The organism is Vibrio sp. D173a (assembly GCF_030248475.1).
Genome location: NZ_JAHGAH010000133.1, coordinates 12,053 through 30,853, shown reverse-complemented (window position 1 = coordinate 30,853; position 18,801 = coordinate 12,053). Strand labels below are relative to the sequence as shown.

At 45.8% G+C, this 18,801-nt stretch carries 20 protein-coding genes; 11 read left to right on the top strand and 9 right to left on the bottom strand.

The window, feature by feature from the left end; genetic code table 11:
* The first annotated feature begins 181 nt into the window (after positions 1-181).
* Genes KIV40_RS14840 through KIV40_RS14810 form a run of 7 tightly spaced genes read left to right on the top strand, consistent with a single transcriptional unit; the run spans position 182 to position 3,178 of the window.
* On the top strand, positions 182-592 hold the full coding sequence (locus tag KIV40_RS14840) for an NUDIX domain-containing protein (RefSeq protein WP_012127946.1): 411 nt from the start codon (positions 182-184) through the stop codon (positions 590-592).
* A complete protein-coding gene (locus KIV40_RS14835) occupies positions 585-1,001 on the top strand; it encodes an NUDIX domain-containing protein (RefSeq protein ID WP_285349942.1) in 417 nt (138 codons plus the stop codon). The genes KIV40_RS14840 and KIV40_RS14835 overlap by 8 nt, the downstream gene beginning before the upstream one ends.
* Positions 998-1,468, top strand: a complete 471-nt coding sequence (locus KIV40_RS14830) for a hypothetical protein (protein ID WP_012127950.1) — start codon at positions 998-1,000, stop codon at positions 1,466-1,468. Before KIV40_RS14835 ends, KIV40_RS14830 begins: the two co-directional genes overlap by 4 nt.
* A gap of 50 nt (positions 1,469-1,518) precedes the next feature.
* Positions 1,519-2,013 carry a hypothetical protein gene (locus KIV40_RS14825; RefSeq protein ID WP_285349941.1) on the top strand — a complete coding sequence of 165 codons (495 nt, stop codon included), beginning with the start codon at positions 1,519-1,521 and terminating at the stop codon, positions 2,011-2,013.
* 51 nt (positions 2,014-2,064) lie between these two features.
* A complete protein-coding gene (locus KIV40_RS14820) occupies positions 2,065-2,445 on the top strand; it encodes a hypothetical protein (protein WP_285349940.1) in 381 nt (126 codons plus the stop codon).
* A gap of 38 nt (positions 2,446-2,483) precedes the next feature.
* Entirely contained in the window at positions 2,484-2,702 is a 219-nt protein-coding gene (locus KIV40_RS14815) for a hypothetical protein (RefSeq protein WP_005528408.1), read from the top strand.
* A 17-nt stretch (positions 2,703-2,719) separates the two neighbouring features.
* Positions 2,720-3,178 (top strand): GNAT family N-acetyltransferase, encoded by a 459-nt coding sequence (locus KIV40_RS14810; RefSeq protein WP_005528409.1) that lies wholly within the window; start codon positions 2,720-2,722, stop codon positions 3,176-3,178.
* Between the two features lie 193 nt (positions 3,179-3,371).
* On the opposite strand, the gene KIV40_RS14805 is transcribed toward KIV40_RS14810, so the two are convergent.
* The gene (locus KIV40_RS14805; protein WP_285349939.1) at positions 3,372-4,190 is read right to left on the bottom strand and encodes a sterol desaturase family protein; all 819 of its coding nucleotides are present in this window, start codon (positions 4,188-4,190) and stop codon (positions 3,372-3,374) included.
* Between the two features lie 183 nt (positions 4,191-4,373).
* On the opposite strand from KIV40_RS14805, the gene KIV40_RS14800 reads away from it, so the two are divergent.
* Complete coding sequence (locus KIV40_RS14800; RefSeq protein ID WP_021017741.1) at positions 4,374-5,123, top strand: tRNA-uridine aminocarboxypropyltransferase; 750 nt, start codon at positions 4,374-4,376, stop codon at positions 5,121-5,123.
* Positions 5,124-5,295: 172 nt separating this feature from the next.
* Positions 5,296-6,204, top strand: coding sequence for an N-acetylglucosamine kinase (gene nagK / locus KIV40_RS14795; RefSeq protein WP_005427769.1), 909 nt, complete (start codon positions 5,296-5,298; stop codon positions 6,202-6,204).
* A gap of 158 nt (positions 6,205-6,362) precedes the next feature.
* On the opposite strand, the gene KIV40_RS14790 is transcribed toward nagK, so the two are convergent.
* The 6 genes from KIV40_RS14790 to KIV40_RS14765 all read right to left on the bottom strand — a co-directional run bounded on the left by KIV40_RS14790 (position 6,363) and on the right by KIV40_RS14765 (position 11,329).
* Positions 6,363-6,629: a DUF2960 domain-containing protein gene (locus KIV40_RS14790; protein WP_005377584.1), complete on the bottom strand. Its 267-nt coding sequence runs from the start codon at positions 6,627-6,629 to the stop codon at positions 6,363-6,365.
* A gap of 73 nt (positions 6,630-6,702) precedes the next feature.
* Positions 6,703-8,481, bottom strand: a complete 1,779-nt coding sequence (locus KIV40_RS14785; protein ID WP_285349937.1) for a bifunctional molybdopterin-guanine dinucleotide biosynthesis adaptor protein MobB/molybdopterin molybdotransferase MoeA — start codon at positions 8,479-8,481, stop codon at positions 6,703-6,705.
* Positions 8,478-9,065, bottom strand: a complete 588-nt coding sequence (gene mobA / locus KIV40_RS14780; RefSeq protein WP_005441549.1) for a molybdenum cofactor guanylyltransferase MobA — start codon at positions 9,063-9,065, stop codon at positions 8,478-8,480. Before mobA ends, KIV40_RS14785 begins: the two co-directional genes overlap by 4 nt.
* On the bottom strand, positions 9,043-9,762 hold the full coding sequence (locus KIV40_RS14775; RefSeq protein ID WP_005445824.1) for an energy-coupling factor ABC transporter ATP-binding protein: 720 nt from the start codon (positions 9,760-9,762) through the stop codon (positions 9,043-9,045). The genes mobA and KIV40_RS14775 overlap by 23 nt, the downstream gene beginning before the upstream one ends.
* Before the next feature lie 43 nt (positions 9,763-9,805).
* A complete protein-coding gene (locus KIV40_RS14770; protein ID WP_005427748.1) occupies positions 9,806-10,504 on the bottom strand; it encodes an ABC transporter permease in 699 nt (232 codons plus the stop codon).
* 6 nt (positions 10,505-10,510) lie between these two features.
* The gene (locus KIV40_RS14765) at positions 10,511-11,329 is read right to left on the bottom strand and encodes a substrate-binding domain-containing protein (protein WP_285349935.1); all 819 of its coding nucleotides are present in this window, start codon (positions 11,327-11,329) and stop codon (positions 10,511-10,513) included.
* Between the two features lie 343 nt (positions 11,330-11,672).
* Here KIV40_RS14765 and KIV40_RS14760 point away from each other — a divergent pair, with 343 nt between their 5' ends.
* Positions 11,673-13,124, top strand: a complete 1,452-nt coding sequence (locus KIV40_RS14760; protein ID WP_285349934.1) for a sigma-54 dependent transcriptional regulator — start codon at positions 11,673-11,675, stop codon at positions 13,122-13,124.
* Positions 13,114-15,156, top strand: a complete 2,043-nt coding sequence (locus KIV40_RS14755; RefSeq protein WP_285349933.1) for a cache domain-containing protein — start codon at positions 13,114-13,116, stop codon at positions 15,154-15,156. The genes KIV40_RS14760 and KIV40_RS14755 overlap by 11 nt, the downstream gene beginning before the upstream one ends.
* Positions 15,157-15,255: 99 nt before the next feature.
* Here KIV40_RS14755 and KIV40_RS14750 read toward each other — a convergent pair whose 3' ends face one another.
* Positions 15,256-16,134, bottom strand: a complete 879-nt coding sequence (locus KIV40_RS14750; RefSeq protein WP_005427576.1) for a mechanosensitive ion channel family protein — start codon at positions 16,132-16,134, stop codon at positions 15,256-15,258.
* Between the two features lie 2 nt (positions 16,135-16,136).
* The gene (locus KIV40_RS14745; protein ID WP_285349932.1) at positions 16,137-18,482 is read right to left on the bottom strand and encodes an AAA family ATPase; all 2,346 of its coding nucleotides are present in this window, start codon (positions 18,480-18,482) and stop codon (positions 16,137-16,139) included.
* Positions 18,483-18,801: the final 319 nt, after the last annotated feature.

Below are 18,801 nucleotides of genomic sequence, written 5' to 3'. Positions count from 1 at the left end.
CTTAACTGATCGGCATTAGGGCAATCGCTCTGCCTTTTTGTTTTTTGACGCCAAGAGTGAGTGACCCAAATCGCAAATTGATTAACGGCACGAGAGAAATGTGCCACCGGCATTTGTTAATTCTTTGTTATCGCTTCAAGTTTGTTAGAATGTTCCGCTAAATCAGGGGGGAGTGAGATGAATGCCGAAGCGAGCAAGTTTGATATTAATAAACGATCACCGAGAAGTTTTATTGATTGAACGAGTGAAGGGCGATAGACACTATTGGGTGTTTCCTGGCGGTAGTGTAGAGGATGGAGAAATTCTTTCTGAAGCGGCGAAACGCGAGGCACTGGAAGAAACCTCTATAGAGCTGATATCCCTCACACCTGTGTTTCAGATTCAAAATCAAGGCCGAAAGGATCATTACTTCTTATCCCATATCGGTTCAGCCACCCCTACGCTAGGTAATGGCCCCGAACAACAAAGGCAATCGGCTTCCAATCAATATATTTTGAGATGGGTGAGTTTTACTGAACTAGCCGTGCTTCCTCTCTTTCCAGTAGAAGCGAAACAAATATGCCTTCAGAGCGCGGAGGTATTCTGTGGTTGATAAAGTGTGTCCTCTGCTGTTGCGAAAACAAAACCGCGAGATTCTTCTTTTCAAACATCCTCTTGCCGGCGTTCAGTTGGTGAAAGGCACCGTTGAACCCTTCGATTGCGACTTCTTCAGTGCGGCAAAAAGAGAATTGGCAGAAGAGTCGGGCATCGAATTGGTCAATCACACAACCTACTTAGGGGCTTGGGAGAGTGGATTTCAGGAGCAACGTTGGCATTTCGTTTTGTGTGAATGTGAAGCGTTGCCGGAACATTGGGTCTTCCACACTCAAGATGATGGTGGACATGATTTCGAATTCTTTTGGCATGAAGTTGCGAAAGACATTTCCTCCAATGCGCACCCTGTCTTTCAGCGTGCTTTAGAGCAGGTTCGTGAGTTTATCCGCATTGGGGCAATTAAATGAAAGTTGAAATCGGTATCCACACGAGTGCAGAGTTGCTTCAAGAACTAAAGGAACAACGCATTCAACTCAATCCGTTTGCCTTGCAGCTATTTGAAGACCAAATGATACAAACCAAACAACGTGGCCAGACATTGTCTGTATTGGTAATAACGCCTTCGGATTTGGGGGCACCTTTTGGCGCAACGCTGGCTGAGCTTGTTGAACATGCAGCTCAGAAAGATCTAGAGCCTTGTCCGCTCGCGGTCGCACCATACTTGTTACTTCAAGATATTTTGCTCACAAAAGATGAATACGTAACGCTCGCTTCTTTGCCTATAGCTAAAGAGGAGACCTATCCTAGAGGCTTGTATCTGCGTAAGCGGGATGATGGTTTGTGGCTAAGAGGCTACCGATGTGATGATGATTTTATCTTTCCGCCTTCAATGAAGTTTGTGTTCATTGACTTAAAAGCACCACAAGAGGGATAACTTTGACCTACGTTTACCATCGCGTACCAAGCAATTTGACGGGAGACCGATTGAAACCTCTTAACTGCTTGAAAGCGTCACACCCGAATTTGTATCAACAACATGTCAAGAAATACGAGTATCGCCCGCAAGCTCTACAGCGTCGTATTCATGGGTTGGATTGCTATTGGAACGACGTGCTTCACTTTACGCCGATTCATCCGGGCAAGGTACTAGAGGGATTGAGAAAGTACGGCCTTGAGACGACAACGCTAGGTCGTTGGTTTCGATTTGATGTGAGAGAACTCGGCTTTGATCAAACCAATACCGTGATTTTCTGGTCGCCCAATCAAGAATTTGGTGATTGGAAAGAATCAAAAGAGGATTTTATGCCTTACAGAGAGACCGAACTTTCACAACTCAGCGAACTTCCGAGCAAAACGCTACGCTTTTATCAGGAGCGAATCGATAAGGAAAAAGTGCCATTGTTATTCTTTCGTACCCCTCACGTACTGTTTAAAGGCACTGTCGCTCTCAAAAATGGCGTCGAAATTACAATTATTTAGCTGGTTTCTATATGCTTTGCGCATTCATTCAGATAAGGAAAGGAAACGATAATGGATAAATTCGTACAGTTTCTCCTATGCCTTTGCCTGACAATGGGTGGTGTCATCCACATTTACGACAATATTGTCGATGGCTTTTTGCCTTACGATTTTGCCCCAGGCTGGTTAAATATGTATTGGAGTGCGCTTGGCCTCCTTGATTTGCTTGCCGTGTATTTATTGATCAAGCATCGCCGAACAGGGCTGGTTTTACTGTTATTGATCATGTTGAGCAGCGTTGGCTTCAACTCTTATGCGCACTATGGATTAGGCGTACTAGAGAGCAGTGGACAACTACAGTGGCAAACGTTGTTGTTAGGATTTTCTATTGGAGTATCTATCTGGCTGTGGAATTCGCAAAAGCAGCGCCGATCACGTCAGATATTCCGTTAATTTTTTAGACGTTACGTATTTTTCAACAGGGAAGTGTTATGGATAATTTTAAGGAGCTAGCAAGCTTCGGCATTTTTGCAGCGTTATCAGGCTTTAGTTTTGGCGCCATCTTTTTTGGGATCGCATTTGTATATTCGGCCATCAACAAACAACAAGACGTGAGTGTACTCGCCATTTCGTCGATTATCTTGGGTATTATCGGCTTGTTTGTTGGCGTGACCCAGTCAAATAAAAAACGCGATTTGATTAAAGCTTAAGCTCATTAAAATAGAAAATGCTTAAACGCGTTTCGAGTGAAAACCCTTCGGTAGTATCCCTTACTAAAGATTGCTTTCAAGAATTGAGAGCAATCTACTTCCCAAACAAAACCGCAAAGCCGACTTCGAGCAACGACGAGTGGGTCACTTATGCCTATTTTGTTGATGCCAAAGCTGTTGCTTGCATCAAAGTCAAATCAACAAATAGCGAACTGCAATTGTCGGGGTTAGCCGTCGACAGAGCATATCGTAAACAGGGATTCGCTCGTCGATTAATTACGGCTACTTGTGAGTTATATAACTCGGCGAAAACTTTGAGCGTCTGGTGTGTGGAAGAAACGGGGAATGTCGAGGTGTTCAAAGCACTCGGTTTTGAAGTGCTGCAAAGTGAGGAGTCGACGTTATTCTCATTAACTAATGGTAACTCTGCAACAGAAGTTAAGCTGGTTTATTCAACCCGAAACACACATGGATGAGTTGCGGTCGCATGTTCGTGATACATATCATCTAGGTAGGTCAATAACTCGTCCTCATCGAGAAAGGGCGGCACTACAAAGTATCTTATTGGGCGCTTTATCGAAGTTTCCGAATCGATATAAAGCCTCCAAATCCCATCTTTGCATTTAGCAAGCATGATCTTTCCAAACACATTCACTTTCATTGAACTGCTCATAAGGAAGACTTTTCCTTGTAACGAAATGGCTGGGTAATCAGTTTATCTAATCTTTGCTCGTCTTTGTCGCGAATCTCTGGAACACCAATCACAACATCATCATGACCTAATTCCGGTTGAGCGCGGTAAGTGCCAAACAAACGATCCCATATCGACAAGAAGAAACCAAAGTTTGAATGTGTCTCGCGCACGATGACAGAGTGGTGCACTCGGTGCATGTCTGGCGTCACAACCAATTTGCGTAACTTCGCATCCCAAGGTAGTGGTAGCTTTGCATTGCTATGGTTAAACATCGCGCTGGCATTCAATACGATTTCAAACACCACGATGGCGATAGGAGACACGCCCAAAGCGAAAACAGCAGCGATTTTTACAATCATTGAGAGAATGATTTCTATCGGGTGGAATCGTGTCCCGGTTGTGACATCGATATCCAAGTCAGCATGATGCATGCGGTGAAGCTTCCACAGCGGTTTAACGCGGTGGAAAACTAAATGCTGTAGATAAATGATGAGGTCGAGTAACACTACGGCTATCAGCACATTTAACCAAGTCGGGAAGGCAAGAGCATTGAGTAGACCCCATTGGTTTTCATAAGCGATGATGGCAGCTTGGAAAGCGGCAATAGGCATGACAACGGCAATAACGATGCTGTTTAGTGCGACCAGTGTGAGGTTGTTAAACCAGCGAAATGAACGGTTGACACTCAACTGCTTTCTCGGAAGCTTGTTTTCCCACAGAGTACAAAGCAACAAAACACCAATAAAGATGCTGAGTCGTAGCCAAGAAGGGTCGTTAAATGCAGTTTCGGTCACGCTAATTTCCTTGATTGATTCGCTCACTTGTTAGGACCTTAAGACTCCACCGTATCTTTCACCGAGAAGAAAAGAATGTGAATATCAGTTCGTTTACGAGCATTTCTTGAGACTCACTGGCGATGCAAGTAGAATCGCGCTCTACTTCATACATGCACTTATTCTAACTGGCACTTTCTATCCATGAGAATCCACGCTTTCCATCGTTTATACCAGCACCGTCAATCTATCTCAACGAAGCCGTTTAACGCTCGTGGCTGTAAAGTGGTTCGCTGTCCTTATTGTCAGGTATCTGAACAATATTGTTTGTGCGACATTCAGCCGAACATCGAATCCAACATTGCCTGTATGTTGATCGTATCGGAAAACGAAGTGTTCAAGCCGAGTAATACTGGGCGCCTAATTGCTGATACGATTCAAGAGACCTACGTGTATCAATGGAATCGTACTGAGCCTTCTCAAGAAATGCTGGCACTGCTAGAGAACGATGCTTATCAACCTGTGGTTGTCTTCCCTGCAGATTATGTGGATGAGCCTGAACGTTTGTTAGGCGGTTTAAATCCAGAGCGTTTGAAGACAGCCGATGGCTCAGGCAAAAAGTGGTTACTGATCTTCATTGATGGCAGTTGGCGTGAGGCGCGTAAGATCTTCCGCCGTTCAGAGTTTCTTAAATCTTTGCCTGTGCTTTCCATTGAGCCGGAATCATTGTCTGAATACATCATGCGCCGCTCGGACAATGAGCAGCATCTGTCTACTGCAGAAGTCGCGACGTTGGTATTCAAACAGGCAGGTGAAGAGCAAGCTTCGGAGTGTCTGCAATTGTGGTTTGAAGCCTTCCGTGAAACCTACATGCTGACGAAAACGCGAGTAAAAACCGACTGGTCTCGACCGCATCTGAAACGTTTCAAAGAGTGGGCTAAAATCGAGAGCTAACTCTAAGGAATGAACTTTTGTTGATGGCTTGTTGTTCAACTGGCTTCAACGAGGGGATAAATCTGCATTCCGTCACGGTTTGCAGGCGTACAGATATGGATAATGCCTAAAGTTTATCTTTTTGACTCCAGCATATTTTGGGAGTCGTTTGAGCATTTTAGGAGAGAATTGCATGTATTACGGCTTTGATGTCGGTGGCACTAAAATCGAGTTTGGTGCGTTTAACGAAAAACTTGAGCGTGTAGCAACTGAACGTGTACCAACACCAACAGACAACTACGATTTGCTGGTAGAAACCATCGCAGGTCTCGTTAACAAATACGATGCGGAATTTGGTTGTGAAGGTACGATTGGTCTTGGTCTTCCTGGCATGGAAGATGCGGATGACGCAACCGTACTAACGGTTAACGTGCCTGCAGCAAAAGGCAAACCACTTCGTGCGGATCTGGAAGCTAAAATCGGTCGCAGCGTAAAAATTGAAAACGATGCAAACTGTTTCGCGCTTTCTGAAGCATGGGATGAGGACCTTCAAGACGAACCGTCTGTACTAGGTTTGATCCTTGGTACGGGTTTTGGCGGCGGCTTTATCTACGAAGGTAAAGTATTCTCTGGCCGTAACCACGTAGCGGGTGAGGTAGGTCATACTCGTCTTCCTCTTGACGCTTGGTTCCACCTAGGCGAAAACGCGCCTCTACTAGGTTGCGGTTGTGAAAAGAAAGGTTGTCTAGATAGCTACTTATCTGGTCGTGGTTTCGAGCTTCTTTACGCGCATTACTACGGCGAAGAGAAGAAAGCGATCGACATTATCAAAGCAAATGCAGAAGGCGAAGCAAAAGCGGTTGAGCACGTTGAGCGCTTTATGGAGCTTCTTGCAATCTGTTTCGCGAACCTGTTTACTGCGACTGACCCACACGTTGTTGTACTAGGCGGCGGTCTATCTAACTTCGAACTGATTTACGAAGAGATGCCAAAACGTATTCCTAAGTACCTGCTTTCTGTCGCGAAGTGTCCAAAGATCATCAAAGCAAAACATGGTGATTCAGGCGGCGTACGTGGTGCAGCGTTCCTAAACATCAAATAATCGTCTGAGTTTATCGGTAAGCGAAAATACATAAGACCTATATTGAAAGCCTCGTTTTCCTTTAAGTTAAGGTTAAGCGGGGCTTTTTACTTATAGAGAACGAACAAAAAGAATAGGTATAAAAACGCGAGTTTTTGTTTTGGTCTGTGTAGTTTGGCTTATTTGTTCTTTTTACCTACGCCCAAGTTTTCTTTTTGAGCTAGGGTGATCTTGCTAAAGCCTAGTTTTCTGAAGTAGTTATCACGGTAGTTACGCACCGCTTTAGTATCAGATACTGCTTCAATTTGTTGCTCCATCTTTAGGAACTCAGTGATATCGATACCTTCTGCTTCTGCAACTGCTTCTTGAATGTTGCGGTGTTGCTGGTACGAGAACGTCAGTTCTTTGTCTTGGTCTTTGTAAGTGTAAAGAATGGTGCGAGCCATAGCTGTCTCTCTGAAAATTTTTCTGTAATCAATAAAAAGGCCAGACATGCTGACCTTTGAATTCTGAATTGGCCTAGATTCTGCCTTGAAGCGGGATAATTGTCACGCTTTCTCCCGCTTTTACTGTGTCAACAGCAGGGGAGATTTCGATCAGGCAGTTTGCCTCGCTCATTGAGCGCAAGATACCAGAACCTTGTTTACCCGTTGTGCGAACCGTTAGGCGACCTGTTTCGTCTAGCTCGTAGATACCGCGGCTAAATTCGGTACGACCTTGGCGAGAGCGTAGATTTTCTGTTGCAATGGCACTGACTTTGATTGGCTTCCAACCTTGTTCACCTTGCATCTTACGCAGCGCAGGCTCAACAAAGTTAATGAATGAAACCATCACAGCCACAGGGTTACCCGGTAAACCGAAGAAAGGCTTATCGTTGATTTGACCGAACGCAAGTGGACGACCTGGGCGCATGTTGATACGCCAGAAATCAATTTGCCCCAGTTTGTCTAATGCCAGCTTAATGTAATCTGCATCGCCAACGGATACGCCGCCAGAAGTCATCACTACGTCGGCTTGCGCAGAAGCATTTTCGAGCGCTTCAATCATCAATTGCTCGTTGTCTTCTAGAATACCGAAATCCAAAATTTCACAGCCAAGTTTCTCTAACATGCCCATGATAGTGAAACGGTTTGAATCGTAGATTGAATTCGCTTTCTGTTCAGTGCCTGGCGCTTGTACTTCGTCACCGGTAGAGAACACAGCAACTTTCAACTTGCGGAACACGTTCGCTTCACCAAAGCCAAGAGAAGCAATCATGCCCATCTCAGGAGAGGCTAGGCGAGTGCCTGCGGTAAACACATCGCTACCAATTGCTAAGTCTTCACCCGCTTGGCGAACGTTTTGACCAGTTTTGATGCTCGCACCATTGAACGTGACAGTATCGCAATCCTGTTTCGCTTGCTCACGCATAACAACGGTATCACCATTGATAGGTGTTGGTGCGCCCGTCATGATCTTAACCGCTTGACCAACTTCCAAAGGCTGATCGTAAGCGTGACCTGCCATCACTTCAGCAACCACTTGGTAGCTTTCACGCTCGACGTCATCACCGCGAATCGCGTAACCGTCCATCGCTGAGTTTGTGTATTGCGGAACATTCACTGGTGACACAACATGATCTGCAAGCACACGACCGTATGCATCTTCAATCTTGCATGCTTCGGTTTCAGAAACCGTGTTTACCAACGAAAGGATCTTTTCTTGTCCTTGAACCACAGAAAGGAAAGCTGGAGAAAGGGTATCGCAGCAAGCGGCTTCTTTCTCTTTACTCTTTGGTGCTTTCGCTTCTTGAACATACTCAATAACGAACTGGGCAATCGCTTCAAGATCGTTGATGTTCATTTGTGGCAGATCAGAATCCAATTCGCCGCTGTCTGAAGCAATCGCGATGATGTTTTCATCATTTGGATGAAGCCAAGGCTTACCGACTTCTTCACGGTGCAATTCGATCTTTGGAAAGGCAATGTTTTTGCAGCCTTCCACTAGAACCACGTCTAGCTTGTCTTCATCGAAACGCGTCAGAAGGTAATCAAACTCCGATTCTGACTCTGGTGTTTCTGTCATCAGTGCGAAGCGGTTACGAGAAGAGATCAGCATTTGCGATGCGCCCGCTTTACGTAGGCGATGGCTGTCTTTGCCCGGTTGGTCGACATCGAAGTTATGGTGTGCGTGCTTTAGCATACCGATGCGTAAACCTGCGTCGGTCAACTTTGGTAGTAATGCTTCAAGTAGCGTAGTTTTGCCGGTACCAGAGTAGGCAGCAAAACCAAGAATAGGGATGTTTAGCGTGTGTTTCATGATTCGAGTTGTCCAAATTGCGCCAATTCTTCAGGCGTATTTAAGTTGACGAAACAGTTTGGTGAGTCGCTAAAGTCAACGTAACTGGTGTTGCACTCTTTGTAGAGTAGGATGATCTTACGATCGCCACGTTCTAAAAACGCGGTCAGCTTTGGCAGTACGCGCTTGTGGTAAAGCGTGAAGACGGGTTGCTGGTGGTCGCCATCATGAGCAACCAAAATATCGGTGTCTTCTTTTACTGCATTGCAAAAACGTTCAACAAGATCAGTGTTGATTTGTGGGCTGTCGCAAGGGACAAAGCCAACCCAATCGGTTTCTGCATGAACCAAGCCCGCGTGGATACCGCCCATCGGACCAGGGAAATCTTTAAATTGATCGCTGAAGACGAAACCAAACGCACGGTAGGCGTCTTGGTTTCGGTTCGCATTGATTAGAATGCGTGGTGTTTGCGGAGATAAACGTTCGATAACGTGTTCTATGAGTGGCTTCTGATTCAGTTCGATCAGACCTTTGTCTTTTCCACCCATGCGGCTGGCTTGACCACCAGCCAAAATGACCCAACTAGTTTGTGTTGGCTGAAGCATATGCGTTCTCTTGGGATGTTTCTTTTGGTATGACATACAAGAGTGGAGACTCTATCAAAGTCTTGTCTTTAATCCACCACTGTTTTTTACATAAATCCGTCAACGCGTTCGCTTGGTGGCTAGTCACAACAATACTAGAGCCGCGATCAAGCAGATCTTTTGCCATGATAACCAGACGTTCAATCGACTCTTGGTCGAGAGAGGCACTTGGTTCATCCATCAACAAAATCGATGGTTTTAAAATCCAAGCTCGTGCCATTGCTACGCGTTGCTTCTCACCGCCGGACAATACAGAGATGTGTTCGTCGGCTAAGGTTTCTAACCCTACCATGCGCAGCGCACTAATAACTTGAGCTCGCTTATCTTTTGCTGTGTCTTGTTGATATTTAACTCCATAAACAACATTTTCATACACAGTGCCGTCAAAAAGGTAAGGAGACTGATGGAGATAAATCACATCAACACGACCATTGCGGCGCGTCCACTTCTTCAACCAAGTATCTTTCGGTGCCACCACTTTACCCGTTGAAGGCTTGAGCAAACCTGCAAGGATCTTGAGTAGGGTTGTTTTACCAACGCCATTGTCACCTTTTAGGTAAATCGCGTCGTTTGGACCAATGGCCAATTCAGGGATGTGGAATAGCACACGCTCTTTAAAGCGCATTGACAATTGCTCGGCGGTAATTTTTATAGTCATAATTCACCCTTACATTGGGTCGATGGCGAGTCGATTGCTTGCTTCATGTTCTTAGATAGCCTTTGCCTCTCATGCTCGATAAGAGGAAGTTGAGCGCTAACGCTAACGATAGTAATACAATTCCTAATGCAACTCCTTGCGCAAAAGCACCTTTACTACTTTCCATAGCAATGGCAGTCGGAATATTACGGGTTACGCCCATAATGTTGCCACCAACCATCATTGAACAGCCTACCTCTGTGACGATTCGTGAGAATCCCGCAATGATGGCTGCCAATAAAGGAAAACGTGTCTCCCAGATCATAGTAGCAGCGATACGAGGTATTGACGCACCTAACGTAATCGCTGTTTCAACTGCGCGACGGTCACTCGATTGAAGCGCACCGTGCATCATGGAAACTAGAACCGGAAAACAGACGATCATTTGTCCTAAGATCATGGCTTTTTGCGTAAACAGCATTTGCCAATCACCCAAAGGTCCTGCTCTTGAAAGCATCATGTACAGTAGCAAACCAATCACGACCGTTGGCACCGCCTGTAAGGTGTTCACAATGGACAGTAAGAACCACTTACCACGGAAGTCGGTGTAAGCAAGGACAAAGGACATCAAAATAGACGGCAATACCACCAAAGATATTGCCGTAATAGAAACACTAAAGGAGACCGCAACGATCTCCCATAGGTCTGCATCAAAATTTACCAGTAAGCGCAGGGCTTCTAGTGTTGTATCAGCAAGATTCATATTGCGTTATTTGCTCTCAGCATTCGCAACGAACAATTGTTTACCATTCAGACGGAAGCCATTGATCAGCTCTTGACCACGTGGGTTCACCAACCAGTCACTGAAAGCCTTCGCGCCTTGGTAGTTGATGGTTGGGTAACGCTCTGGGTTCACCAAAATCACTTGGTACGGGTTAAACAGTTTTTCGTCGCCTTGGAATAGAATCGCAAGATCCAATTTATTTTGGTAAGCCAACCAAGTACCACGGTCAGTCATGGTGTAACCTTGCATTTCTGACGCCATGTTTAGAGTAGGGCCCATGCCTTGGCCTACACTGCGGTAGCCACCAAAGTTTGGTTCCATCTTAGTTTGCGCCCAAATGCCCAATTCTTTTTTGTGTGTACCAGAATCATCGCCACGAGAGATGAAAGTCGCGTCTTTGTTTGCGATCTCTTTGAATACGTCTAGTACTGACGCATCGTCTTTTACTTGTGCTGGGTCAGCTTTAGGACCAACGATAACGAAGTCGTTGTACATCAGTTTACGTGGAAGGACGCCGTAGCCTTTCTCAACGAACACGCCTTCTGCTTTAGGTGCGTGTGTCATTACCAAATCAACGTCGCCGTTTTCACCCATCTTCAGCGCTTTACCTGTACCAGCAGCGATGATATCCACTTTGTAGCCAGTGTCTTTTTCAAATTGAGGAAGTAGGTAGTCCAGTAAGCCTGAGTGGTAAGTACTTGTTGTTGTCGCCAGACGAATGTGTTCGCCTTCTTGAGCTGAAAAAGCAGAGTAGCTTACAAGAGTGATTGACGTTGCAGCTAGATTCAGCGCAATTTTTTTCATTTTAGTTGTTTCCTTTCCAATGATTCTTTGGCTTCTTAAGTCTTGGGTTACTAAAGAAGTCGCCAGAGCGTCATAGTGCGCTCATATCACAAGCTACCTTAGGGTGAGGGAGCGAGAAGCGATGGTATTGCATTGATGTCTCCCACATCCTGAGATCACTTGGACACTCCATATAGCAAACAAGATGCCAACATTTTACAAGCCCAAAATGTTTGATTTATGCGCTAATTCATGGACTTATTTGCACAAAAATTTGCGTTGGTACAAAATGTCGCACTTTTTGTAGGGTATCTCTGTTTAAACTTGGTACACTCTGTCCCATTCAAATCCAACTGGGGTAAATATGTCTACTCAATCCCATATTAGTACAAACCAACAATACAACGCTTTTTCAGTACTGGTCGTTGATGATGAACTCGGTATGCAAGCCATCCTTAAAAAGGCTCTGGGCAAATTGTTTTCGCAAGTCGATACAGCGGGCAGCATTGAAGAAGCGGAAGAGCTACGTAACTCACGTCACTATGATTTGATTCTGTTGGATATCAACTTGCCGGGGCGTTCAGGGATTGAATGGGAAGAGGCATTTGAAGATGACGACAAACGCGCGGATGTCATCTTTATGACCGGCTACGCGGATTTGGAAATTGCGATTCGAGCACTACAGCTTGGTGCGTCGGATTTTATCCTCAAGCCGTTTAACCTAGAGCAGATGCTGAAAGCGGTCAGCCGCTGTATGGATCGCCGTTTGAACGAGCGCATGCAATACGCGATGAAGCGCGACTATCAGCGTCACAACACCTCAGAGATTATTGGTGGTTCGGAAAAAACTCGCCAACTCAAGCAGCTGATCACTCAATTTGCACCGTCTCGCGCATCTGTCTTAGTGGAAGGTGAGTCGGGTACGGGCAAAGAACTGGTTGCGAGAGGCATTCACCAAGCAAGTGGTAGAACAGGTCCATTCGTCCCACTTAACTGTGGCGCGATTGCACCAGAGCTTTTAGAGAGTGAGCTATTCGGCCATACCTCAGGGGCGTTTACTGGCGCTAAGAAATCTCGCGAAGGTCTTTTCCGTGTCGCCAATGGCGGCACACTATTTCTTGATGAAATCGGTGAGATGCCTCTATCCATGCAAGCATCACTGCTGCGTGTATTAGAGCAGCGTACGATTCGTCCGGTAGGTTCTGAGCGTGAAATCAGTATTGATGTTCGTATTGTCGCGGCGACCAACCGTAATCTGCAAGAAGAGGTCAACAAAGGTAACTTCCGTAGCGACCTTTACTACCGTTTAAACGTGTTGAAGATTGAAGTTTCCCCTCTACGTGAGCGCAAAACTGACTTGTTTGAACTGGTTCCATACTTCAGCAACATGTTGACCTGTGAACTGGGTATGCAAGCACCGAAGTGGGCTCATGAAGATATGGAAGCCATGAGTGAATACGATTGGCCGGGCAACATTCGTGAGCTTAAAAACCTCATTGAACGTTGCATTCTGCTAGGTAAACCGCCGGCGCATCACTGGAGTGAACTCAATGGCGGTCATGCTTTACCTAATGTTTCCATTACCGTATCACACAGTGAAGAATTACCAACCTTCAAAGAGGGCAAAGAGTTCTCTGGTGAAGGCTATCCAAATACTTGGACACTAAAAGAAGTGGAAAAAGCGCATATCCAACAATTGGTTAATTTGCACGAAGGCAACAAGTCGGCGGCGGCTCGAGATCTAGGAGTGGCACGAAAAACGCTAGAGCGCAAATACAAAGAGTGGGATTCTGAGGACGAGGACTATGCCGAGTAGCAGTTGGCAGCAACACAAAGGATTGTCTAAATGGACGTACCGATTCAAAACAATGGTGCGTTATCGACTGTTGATTTTGACATCTGCGCCAATCTTTCTAACGCTGATAGCCCTTATCGGCATTACGATCTATTGGTCGATTCACTATACGTGGCAAAACGCGTTGTTAGACGTATCGGAGCGTTTGGGTGTCGCTAATAACAGCATTACGCTGCTGCAACAAAAGCAGGCTAACTACGTCAAATCGTTCGCGGATTCTTATGACTTCCGAACCCGAGTGAATCAAAATGTCCCACAAGCAGAGTTGCAAAAGTGGGTGACTGCACAGAAAAAACGCTACGGTTTGGACTTTTTGTCCTTCCAACGTGTTAATTCGATGGAAAACAAATTCCGCTTTATGGATTTAACTAAGCGCGAATCTTTCTTCGATGTTCTCGACAGAAAAGAGCTGGAAAAGCTAGACCCCGAACTCGCCAAACGTGCTGAAGTACCGATTCTAAAGAATGGTGGAGTGGAAGCGCGTGGCTTGGTGAGTCGAACTGTGATCCCAGTTTACAGCCAACAGAATGACTTAATTGGCTTCTTAGATGGCGGTTTGCTGCTTAACAACAGCACGGTATTGGTCGATCAAATTCGTGATCTTATCTATTTAAGTGATAACGACACCCTCCGCCCCGTGGGGACTCTGACGGTGTTTTTGGATGATCTTCGTGTCAGCACCAACGTTCCCTTAGACAGTGACCAACGTCTGGGGCGGGCTATCGGTACGAGAGTGAGTTCTGAGGTATACAACAAGGTATTGGCGAAAGGTGAGCAATGGGTCGACCGCGCTTTCGTCTACGATGCTTGGTACATCACTGCTTATCAACCAATCAAAGACCAGTACGATAATGTCATCGGGATGCTCTACACCGGTTACTTGATGTGGCCATTCGTCAAAGCGTATATGACCAATATCGTCGAGATAAGCTTAATCACTTTAATGCTGCTCTTAGTTTCTGGTGTGATGGTGTATCGCGGCTCGCGAGATTTATTCCGTCCAATTGAACGCATCCATAAAGTCGTGAAATTAGTCCAGCTGGGCAAAGAAAAACGTATTGGCCCTCTCGGACTAGACGAACATCATGAGCTAGCTCAATTGGCTCGTCAGTTCGATAATATGCTCGATGCTTTGGAAGATCGCAAAGTCGAACTTAAGAACTCTGCCATGCAACTAGAAGGCAAAGTTCAACAACGTACGGCGAGTTTGAAAAATAAGACCGAACAACTCGAACTTCATATTCAATTGCTCAACCAAACCCGTGACAAGCTTGTGGTCAACGAAAAGCTTGCTGCATTGGGTGAGTTAACCGCGGGCATCGCGCACGAGATTAACAACCCAACCGCAGTGATTTTGGGGAATGTTGAGCTGATTCAGTTTGAGCTAGGTGAAGAAGCAAGCCGCGTTCAGGAAGAAATAGATGCCATTCACGCTCAGATCGACCGCATTCGTAATATCACGCGCAGCTTACTGCAATACAGCCGTCAGGGCGGTGTACAAGACGAAATCACGTGGCAGCACGTGAATCCAATCATTGATGAAAGCATCACGCTGGTTAAAACCGGCACTAAAAAGCGCGACATCGAGTTTGTCACCGATCTACAGGCCCATACTTCGGTCGAGATCAATCGCCATCACTTGCTGCAGATTCTGGTGAACTTGCAGATGAACGGCATTCACGCGATGGACGGCAAAGGTAAGTTAACCGTTGTGAGTGAAGATTGGATTGAAGACGGCGAATTGAAAGGTGCTGCGATTCATGTCACTGACGAAGGTTGTGGTATTAAGCCAGAAAACTTAAGCCGTATCTTCTCTCCGTTTTATACCACCAAACGCGATGGTACTGGGCTAGGGCTTTCGGTTTCTCAAAGTATTCTTAGTCAAACCGGCGGCGAGCTAAAAGCCGAATCGGAATGGGGCAAAGGCAGTACGTTTAGTATCTACCTGCCAAAGAAAGCCGAGCTACTGCTTGAGGTGATGAATATTGCTTAGCAGTTTTTATGATTGGCTAACGCAGAAAGAAAAGGGTCAGTGTAATCACTGACCCTTTTAGTATCTGTCCTTCTATAAACGCGAGAGGAATACGTTGAATTAACCGGTGTGCACCGCAATCTTCGGAGGATTGATACCGTGCTTCTTGAACTCTTTCATCACACGTAGAGTAATGTCAGTTTCAAACAGCTTCTCGTAGGCGGTGTCTACCACATAAGCCTTACACGTTAGCTGAATTGCCAAGTAGTTATCAGTAATGGTCTGCTTCACAAGAACCGTTACTGGCTTAGGTAGGTGGATATAACGGCTTGAAGACGCCGCTTCCTGAATCAAGTCACGCGCTAACGTAATGTCTTCATTCATCCCGACATAAAATGGAATCACCACCTGCATATCCAGCGCACCATAGTTACCGCTGACCACAACTTCACTCAAGAACTTGTTGTTTGGAATCGTAATGATGTCATCGGTTAGGGTACGCATACGCACAGAGCGCAAACCAATCGCAATGATATCGCCGTAGTTACCTTCGAACGTGACGCGGTCACCAACTTGGAACGGACGGTCAACCATAACCGTCATACCTGCGATGAAGGATGCGGCTAGGTCTTTCAATGCGAAACCGACTGAAACCGCTAACGTACCACCGATCAAAGCAAGGATTTGATCGTTAATACGGAAGCTCATCATAAACACGACAGAACCAGCGGTTAAGTAGATAAAGAACTGCAAGAAAGATTGAAGCTTTTGCAGCACCATGCGGTATTGCACGAACTGGCTACCGATGCTTTCTACCATCGAGTTCATGAACTTAAGCAACAGCCAAGTCGATGCAATCACAATGATAGAGAAGAACACGCCGCTCCAACGAATCAGGCTGGCAATTTGCGAGATATTGTCCACACTCGCGATCTCTTCAGTCGCCAATGCAGAGGTGCTTAATAGCGATAACGCTAATACGGTGAGTAGTTTTTTCATCGTTATTTCACCAATAAATGTTGACGGTCGAGAACGTTGGTAATGTGACGGAACCAGTGATCCGACACGCGAGCTTTGTCTTCGCTCCATTCAATAAAGCCACGGCTTTGGAAGTAGCGCAGAGTACCGATAACTTCGGCAATACTTAGTTGCGTACATTCAGACAGTTCTTCAGGCGATGCCACTTCAAGCTGAACAATTGAGCGGAGCACGGCCAGCATTGGCTTCGGCATTTTCTCGAGTTCTTGAGACTCTGGTGCGTGGAACAATCGAACCACCACTTGTTGCGTCTCTTTGTTCTGACGAAGAGACAGGCGGAAGAAACGTAGCGCAACCGTTGGATTACCATCTGAGTAATGCCACAGAATACGGTAGAAACCTTGCTTAGCACGTTCTTCTTCGGTGATGTCTTCTTGGTCCCATTGTTTAGGTACGACAAGACCATCAAACGTCACCGGGTTCTCAATCTCCTGGTTAATACGCGTATCAAACAGAGCTGAGAGTTGTTTTTCGCTCCAACGCGGCATAAACGCTACCCAGTCAAACAGCAAACGTTCGCCACGAGCGCGGTCGACGAAACGCCAGCTCGCTTTCTCAATCGCCATGACAACACGATTGTTCTTCTTAGAGCGACGCAGTAGGTTCGTCAACTTAATCAAGTCGCCCAAACCGCCAACCATTGGCTTAACTAATCGTTGGGCATTATCGACCGCAATGAGGTAAGAAGTGTCGCTTTTACGTAGGACAGAAAGCACTTGAATCTCAGATGCGTCTTCTTCTAATCCTAATTGCAGAGCGAGCTCTGACAGTAGTTCACTGTAGCCTGCGTAAGGGCAGTTCAAGTAAATTGGTTCAGCATTTTTTACTTTGCTCAGCATAGTGCGCAAGAAGGTTGTAGTACCGACGCCTCGCTCACCGGAAACAACGCAAACCGCTGGGCTGTCTGTGAGAAGGTATTTGGACAGGAGCTTGATTTCATCAGAAGCGTAGTCCACTAACTCACTGTCTTCGCTACCAGGGAGGATATACTCGAATGTTTGTTCGCCTTTGATTCTCACCAGATTGGTGTCGCCACCTTTATTGCCCGTTTGCTTGGCGACTTCGATGCGGAACAAGTACGCCAGCGCTTGGCTAAACATGGTGTAGTTAGACAGCATTGCCACGATACGATGCTTGGAGCTGTGTAGCATGATCCACACTGCACAAATCGCAGTGCCAATGATACTTAGGAACAAAGTGTCTTTGCGGCGCAGAGACCAGTTTACCCAAACCGGACGGTCAGAAAGCTTCTCTGTGACTTCGAATACCTTTTTACGCCATAGGCGCAATACAGACAATGTCACCAATACAAACCAGAAGAAAAGCGCACTGTAGATCCAAGAGTAGATGGTGCCTTTACCCAAGGTGCGAATCGAGATTTGCAGAATCACACCCGCAACAATGGCGCTCCATACGTAACGACGAATGGTCGAAAGGCGTAGGGCAATGACTTCCTTACTGGTACTGCGACTGTTGCGGTAAGCAAATTCGAGGATGAAGCTAATTGCGATTGAACCACCCAGAACCCACCAAGTGAAGATTTCTAGAATGATTAAATGCTGCAAGCTAGGGATTTCTGATAGCACTCGCAGAGAGAGCGTAATGGCAATCAACCAAGCAATGGCTCTATGCGCACGGCTGAAATACCAAATCAAACGAACCCAAATCGGTGGCTTAGCGACGTTATCCAGTTGAGTCTCGCGGAATAGATTGATGATGCGCTTACTATTGGTTAACCACCACACCAAACCGAAGTAGATGAACAGCACTTTGACGCCAGCCCAAACAACCGGGATTGGCGAAATTAGAATCTCCTTGATCAGAGATTTGAAAGCACGAATCTGGAAGAACACTAAGTATTCAACATTAAGCTGTGTTTGACGCCACTCTTGCTTAAACTGAGTCACACCGTACGGACCAAAACCGGTCAGTTTGTCATGCGTGATGGGATCAGTAAGTTCCAGCAAACGCTCTTTACTTTGTCCAAGGCTGTTCAGTGTCAGGTAGCTGGATTGCGTCTCAAACCATTCGCTGTCTTCACCGGACTCACGATAAGTCTGTAAGTGCTTATCAAAGATAAGGGTCTGTTTGCGCTGCTCGTTCATTGCTGCATTGAGCAGTTGGTTGACCTTACGTTTGTCTTGGTCAGACATAAACAAAGGTTCTGGCAGCTTATTGATCTCCTGAGTGATCTCTTTTGCCACTGGCAGTATTTGAGGCTCAGGTTGGAATTCGTACTCCCACTCAGCGTGAGCAGGTAAAGAAAGCACGAGACCGACTAGCATTAAAATGCGCGCCATGAAATGCATAAAATTCTCTTAAAACTTATAAGGTTAGAGTTAGTGTAGTTGCTTTATCGCGATATGCGAGTTTTACCCATTAACCGTATGCAATGTTGCGATTTGTTTTGAAAACTGACGTTTAATAAAAGCATAGCGTACGGAATTAATAAAAGGGGGCGCACTATAAACCCAATTTCATGGGGTATGTCAATGCTTAGTCATGACGAATTTTTGTCTCAAATTTGAGGCGGTTAGGGTAGGTGCCCTTATTATTAGCAAGGTTTATGTTGGCTAAATCTCAAAAATCCGTCCGCTAAAGAGTGCTTTTTCTCATTAATTAATAAAA

What these genes read in the sequence shown, in the direction of transcription:
- KIV40_RS14840 (WP_012127946.1), top strand. Translation starts at nt 182, where the DNA reads ATGCCGAAGCGAGCAAGTTTGATATTAATAAACGATCACCGAGAAGTT.
- KIV40_RS14830 (WP_012127950.1), top strand. Translation starts at nt 998, where the DNA reads ATGAAAGTTGAAATCGGTATCCACACGAGTGCAGAGTTGCTTCAAGAA.
- KIV40_RS14820 (WP_285349940.1), top strand. Translation starts at nt 2,065, where the DNA reads ATGGATAAATTCGTACAGTTTCTCCTATGCCTTTGCCTGACAATGGGT.
- KIV40_RS14815 (WP_005528408.1), top strand. Translation starts at nt 2,484, where the DNA reads ATGGATAATTTTAAGGAGCTAGCAAGCTTCGGCATTTTTGCAGCGTTA.
- KIV40_RS14810 (WP_005528409.1), top strand. Translation starts at nt 2,720, where the DNA reads ATGCTTAAACGCGTTTCGAGTGAAAACCCTTCGGTAGTATCCCTTACT.
- KIV40_RS14800 (WP_021017741.1), top strand. Translation starts at nt 4,374, where the DNA reads ATGAGAATCCACGCTTTCCATCGTTTATACCAGCACCGTCAATCTATC.
- nagK (WP_005427769.1), top strand. Translation starts at nt 5,296, where the DNA reads ATGTATTACGGCTTTGATGTCGGTGGCACTAAAATCGAGTTTGGTGCG.
- KIV40_RS14790 (WP_005377584.1), bottom strand. Translation starts at nt 6,629, where the DNA reads ATGGCTCGCACCATTCTTTACACTTACAAAGACCAAGACAAAGAACTG.
- KIV40_RS14785 (WP_285349937.1), bottom strand. Translation starts at nt 8,481, where the DNA reads ATGAAACACACGCTAAACATCCCTATTCTTGGTTTTGCTGCCTACTCT.
- mobA (WP_005441549.1), bottom strand. Translation starts at nt 9,065, where the DNA reads ATGCTTCAGCCAACACAAACTAGTTGGGTCATTTTGGCTGGTGGTCAA.
- KIV40_RS14775 (WP_005445824.1), bottom strand. Translation starts at nt 9,762, where the DNA reads ATGACTATAAAAATTACCGCCGAGCAATTGTCAATGCGCTTTAAAGAG.
- KIV40_RS14770 (WP_005427748.1), bottom strand. Translation starts at nt 10,504, where the DNA reads ATGAATCTTGCTGATACAACACTAGAAGCCCTGCGCTTACTGGTAAAT.
- KIV40_RS14765 (WP_285349935.1), bottom strand. Translation starts at nt 11,329, where the DNA reads ATGAAAAAAATTGCGCTGAATCTAGCTGCAACGTCAATCACTCTTGTA.
- KIV40_RS14760 (WP_285349934.1), top strand. Translation starts at nt 11,673, where the DNA reads ATGTCTACTCAATCCCATATTAGTACAAACCAACAATACAACGCTTTT.
- KIV40_RS14755 (WP_285349933.1), top strand. Translation starts at nt 13,114, where the DNA reads ATGCCGAGTAGCAGTTGGCAGCAACACAAAGGATTGTCTAAATGGACG.
- KIV40_RS14750 (WP_005427576.1), bottom strand. Translation starts at nt 16,134, where the DNA reads ATGAAAAAACTACTCACCGTATTAGCGTTATCGCTATTAAGCACCTCT.
- KIV40_RS14745 (WP_285349932.1), bottom strand. Translation starts at nt 18,482, where the DNA reads ATGCATTTCATGGCGCGCATTTTAATGCTAGTCGGTCTCGTGCTTTCT.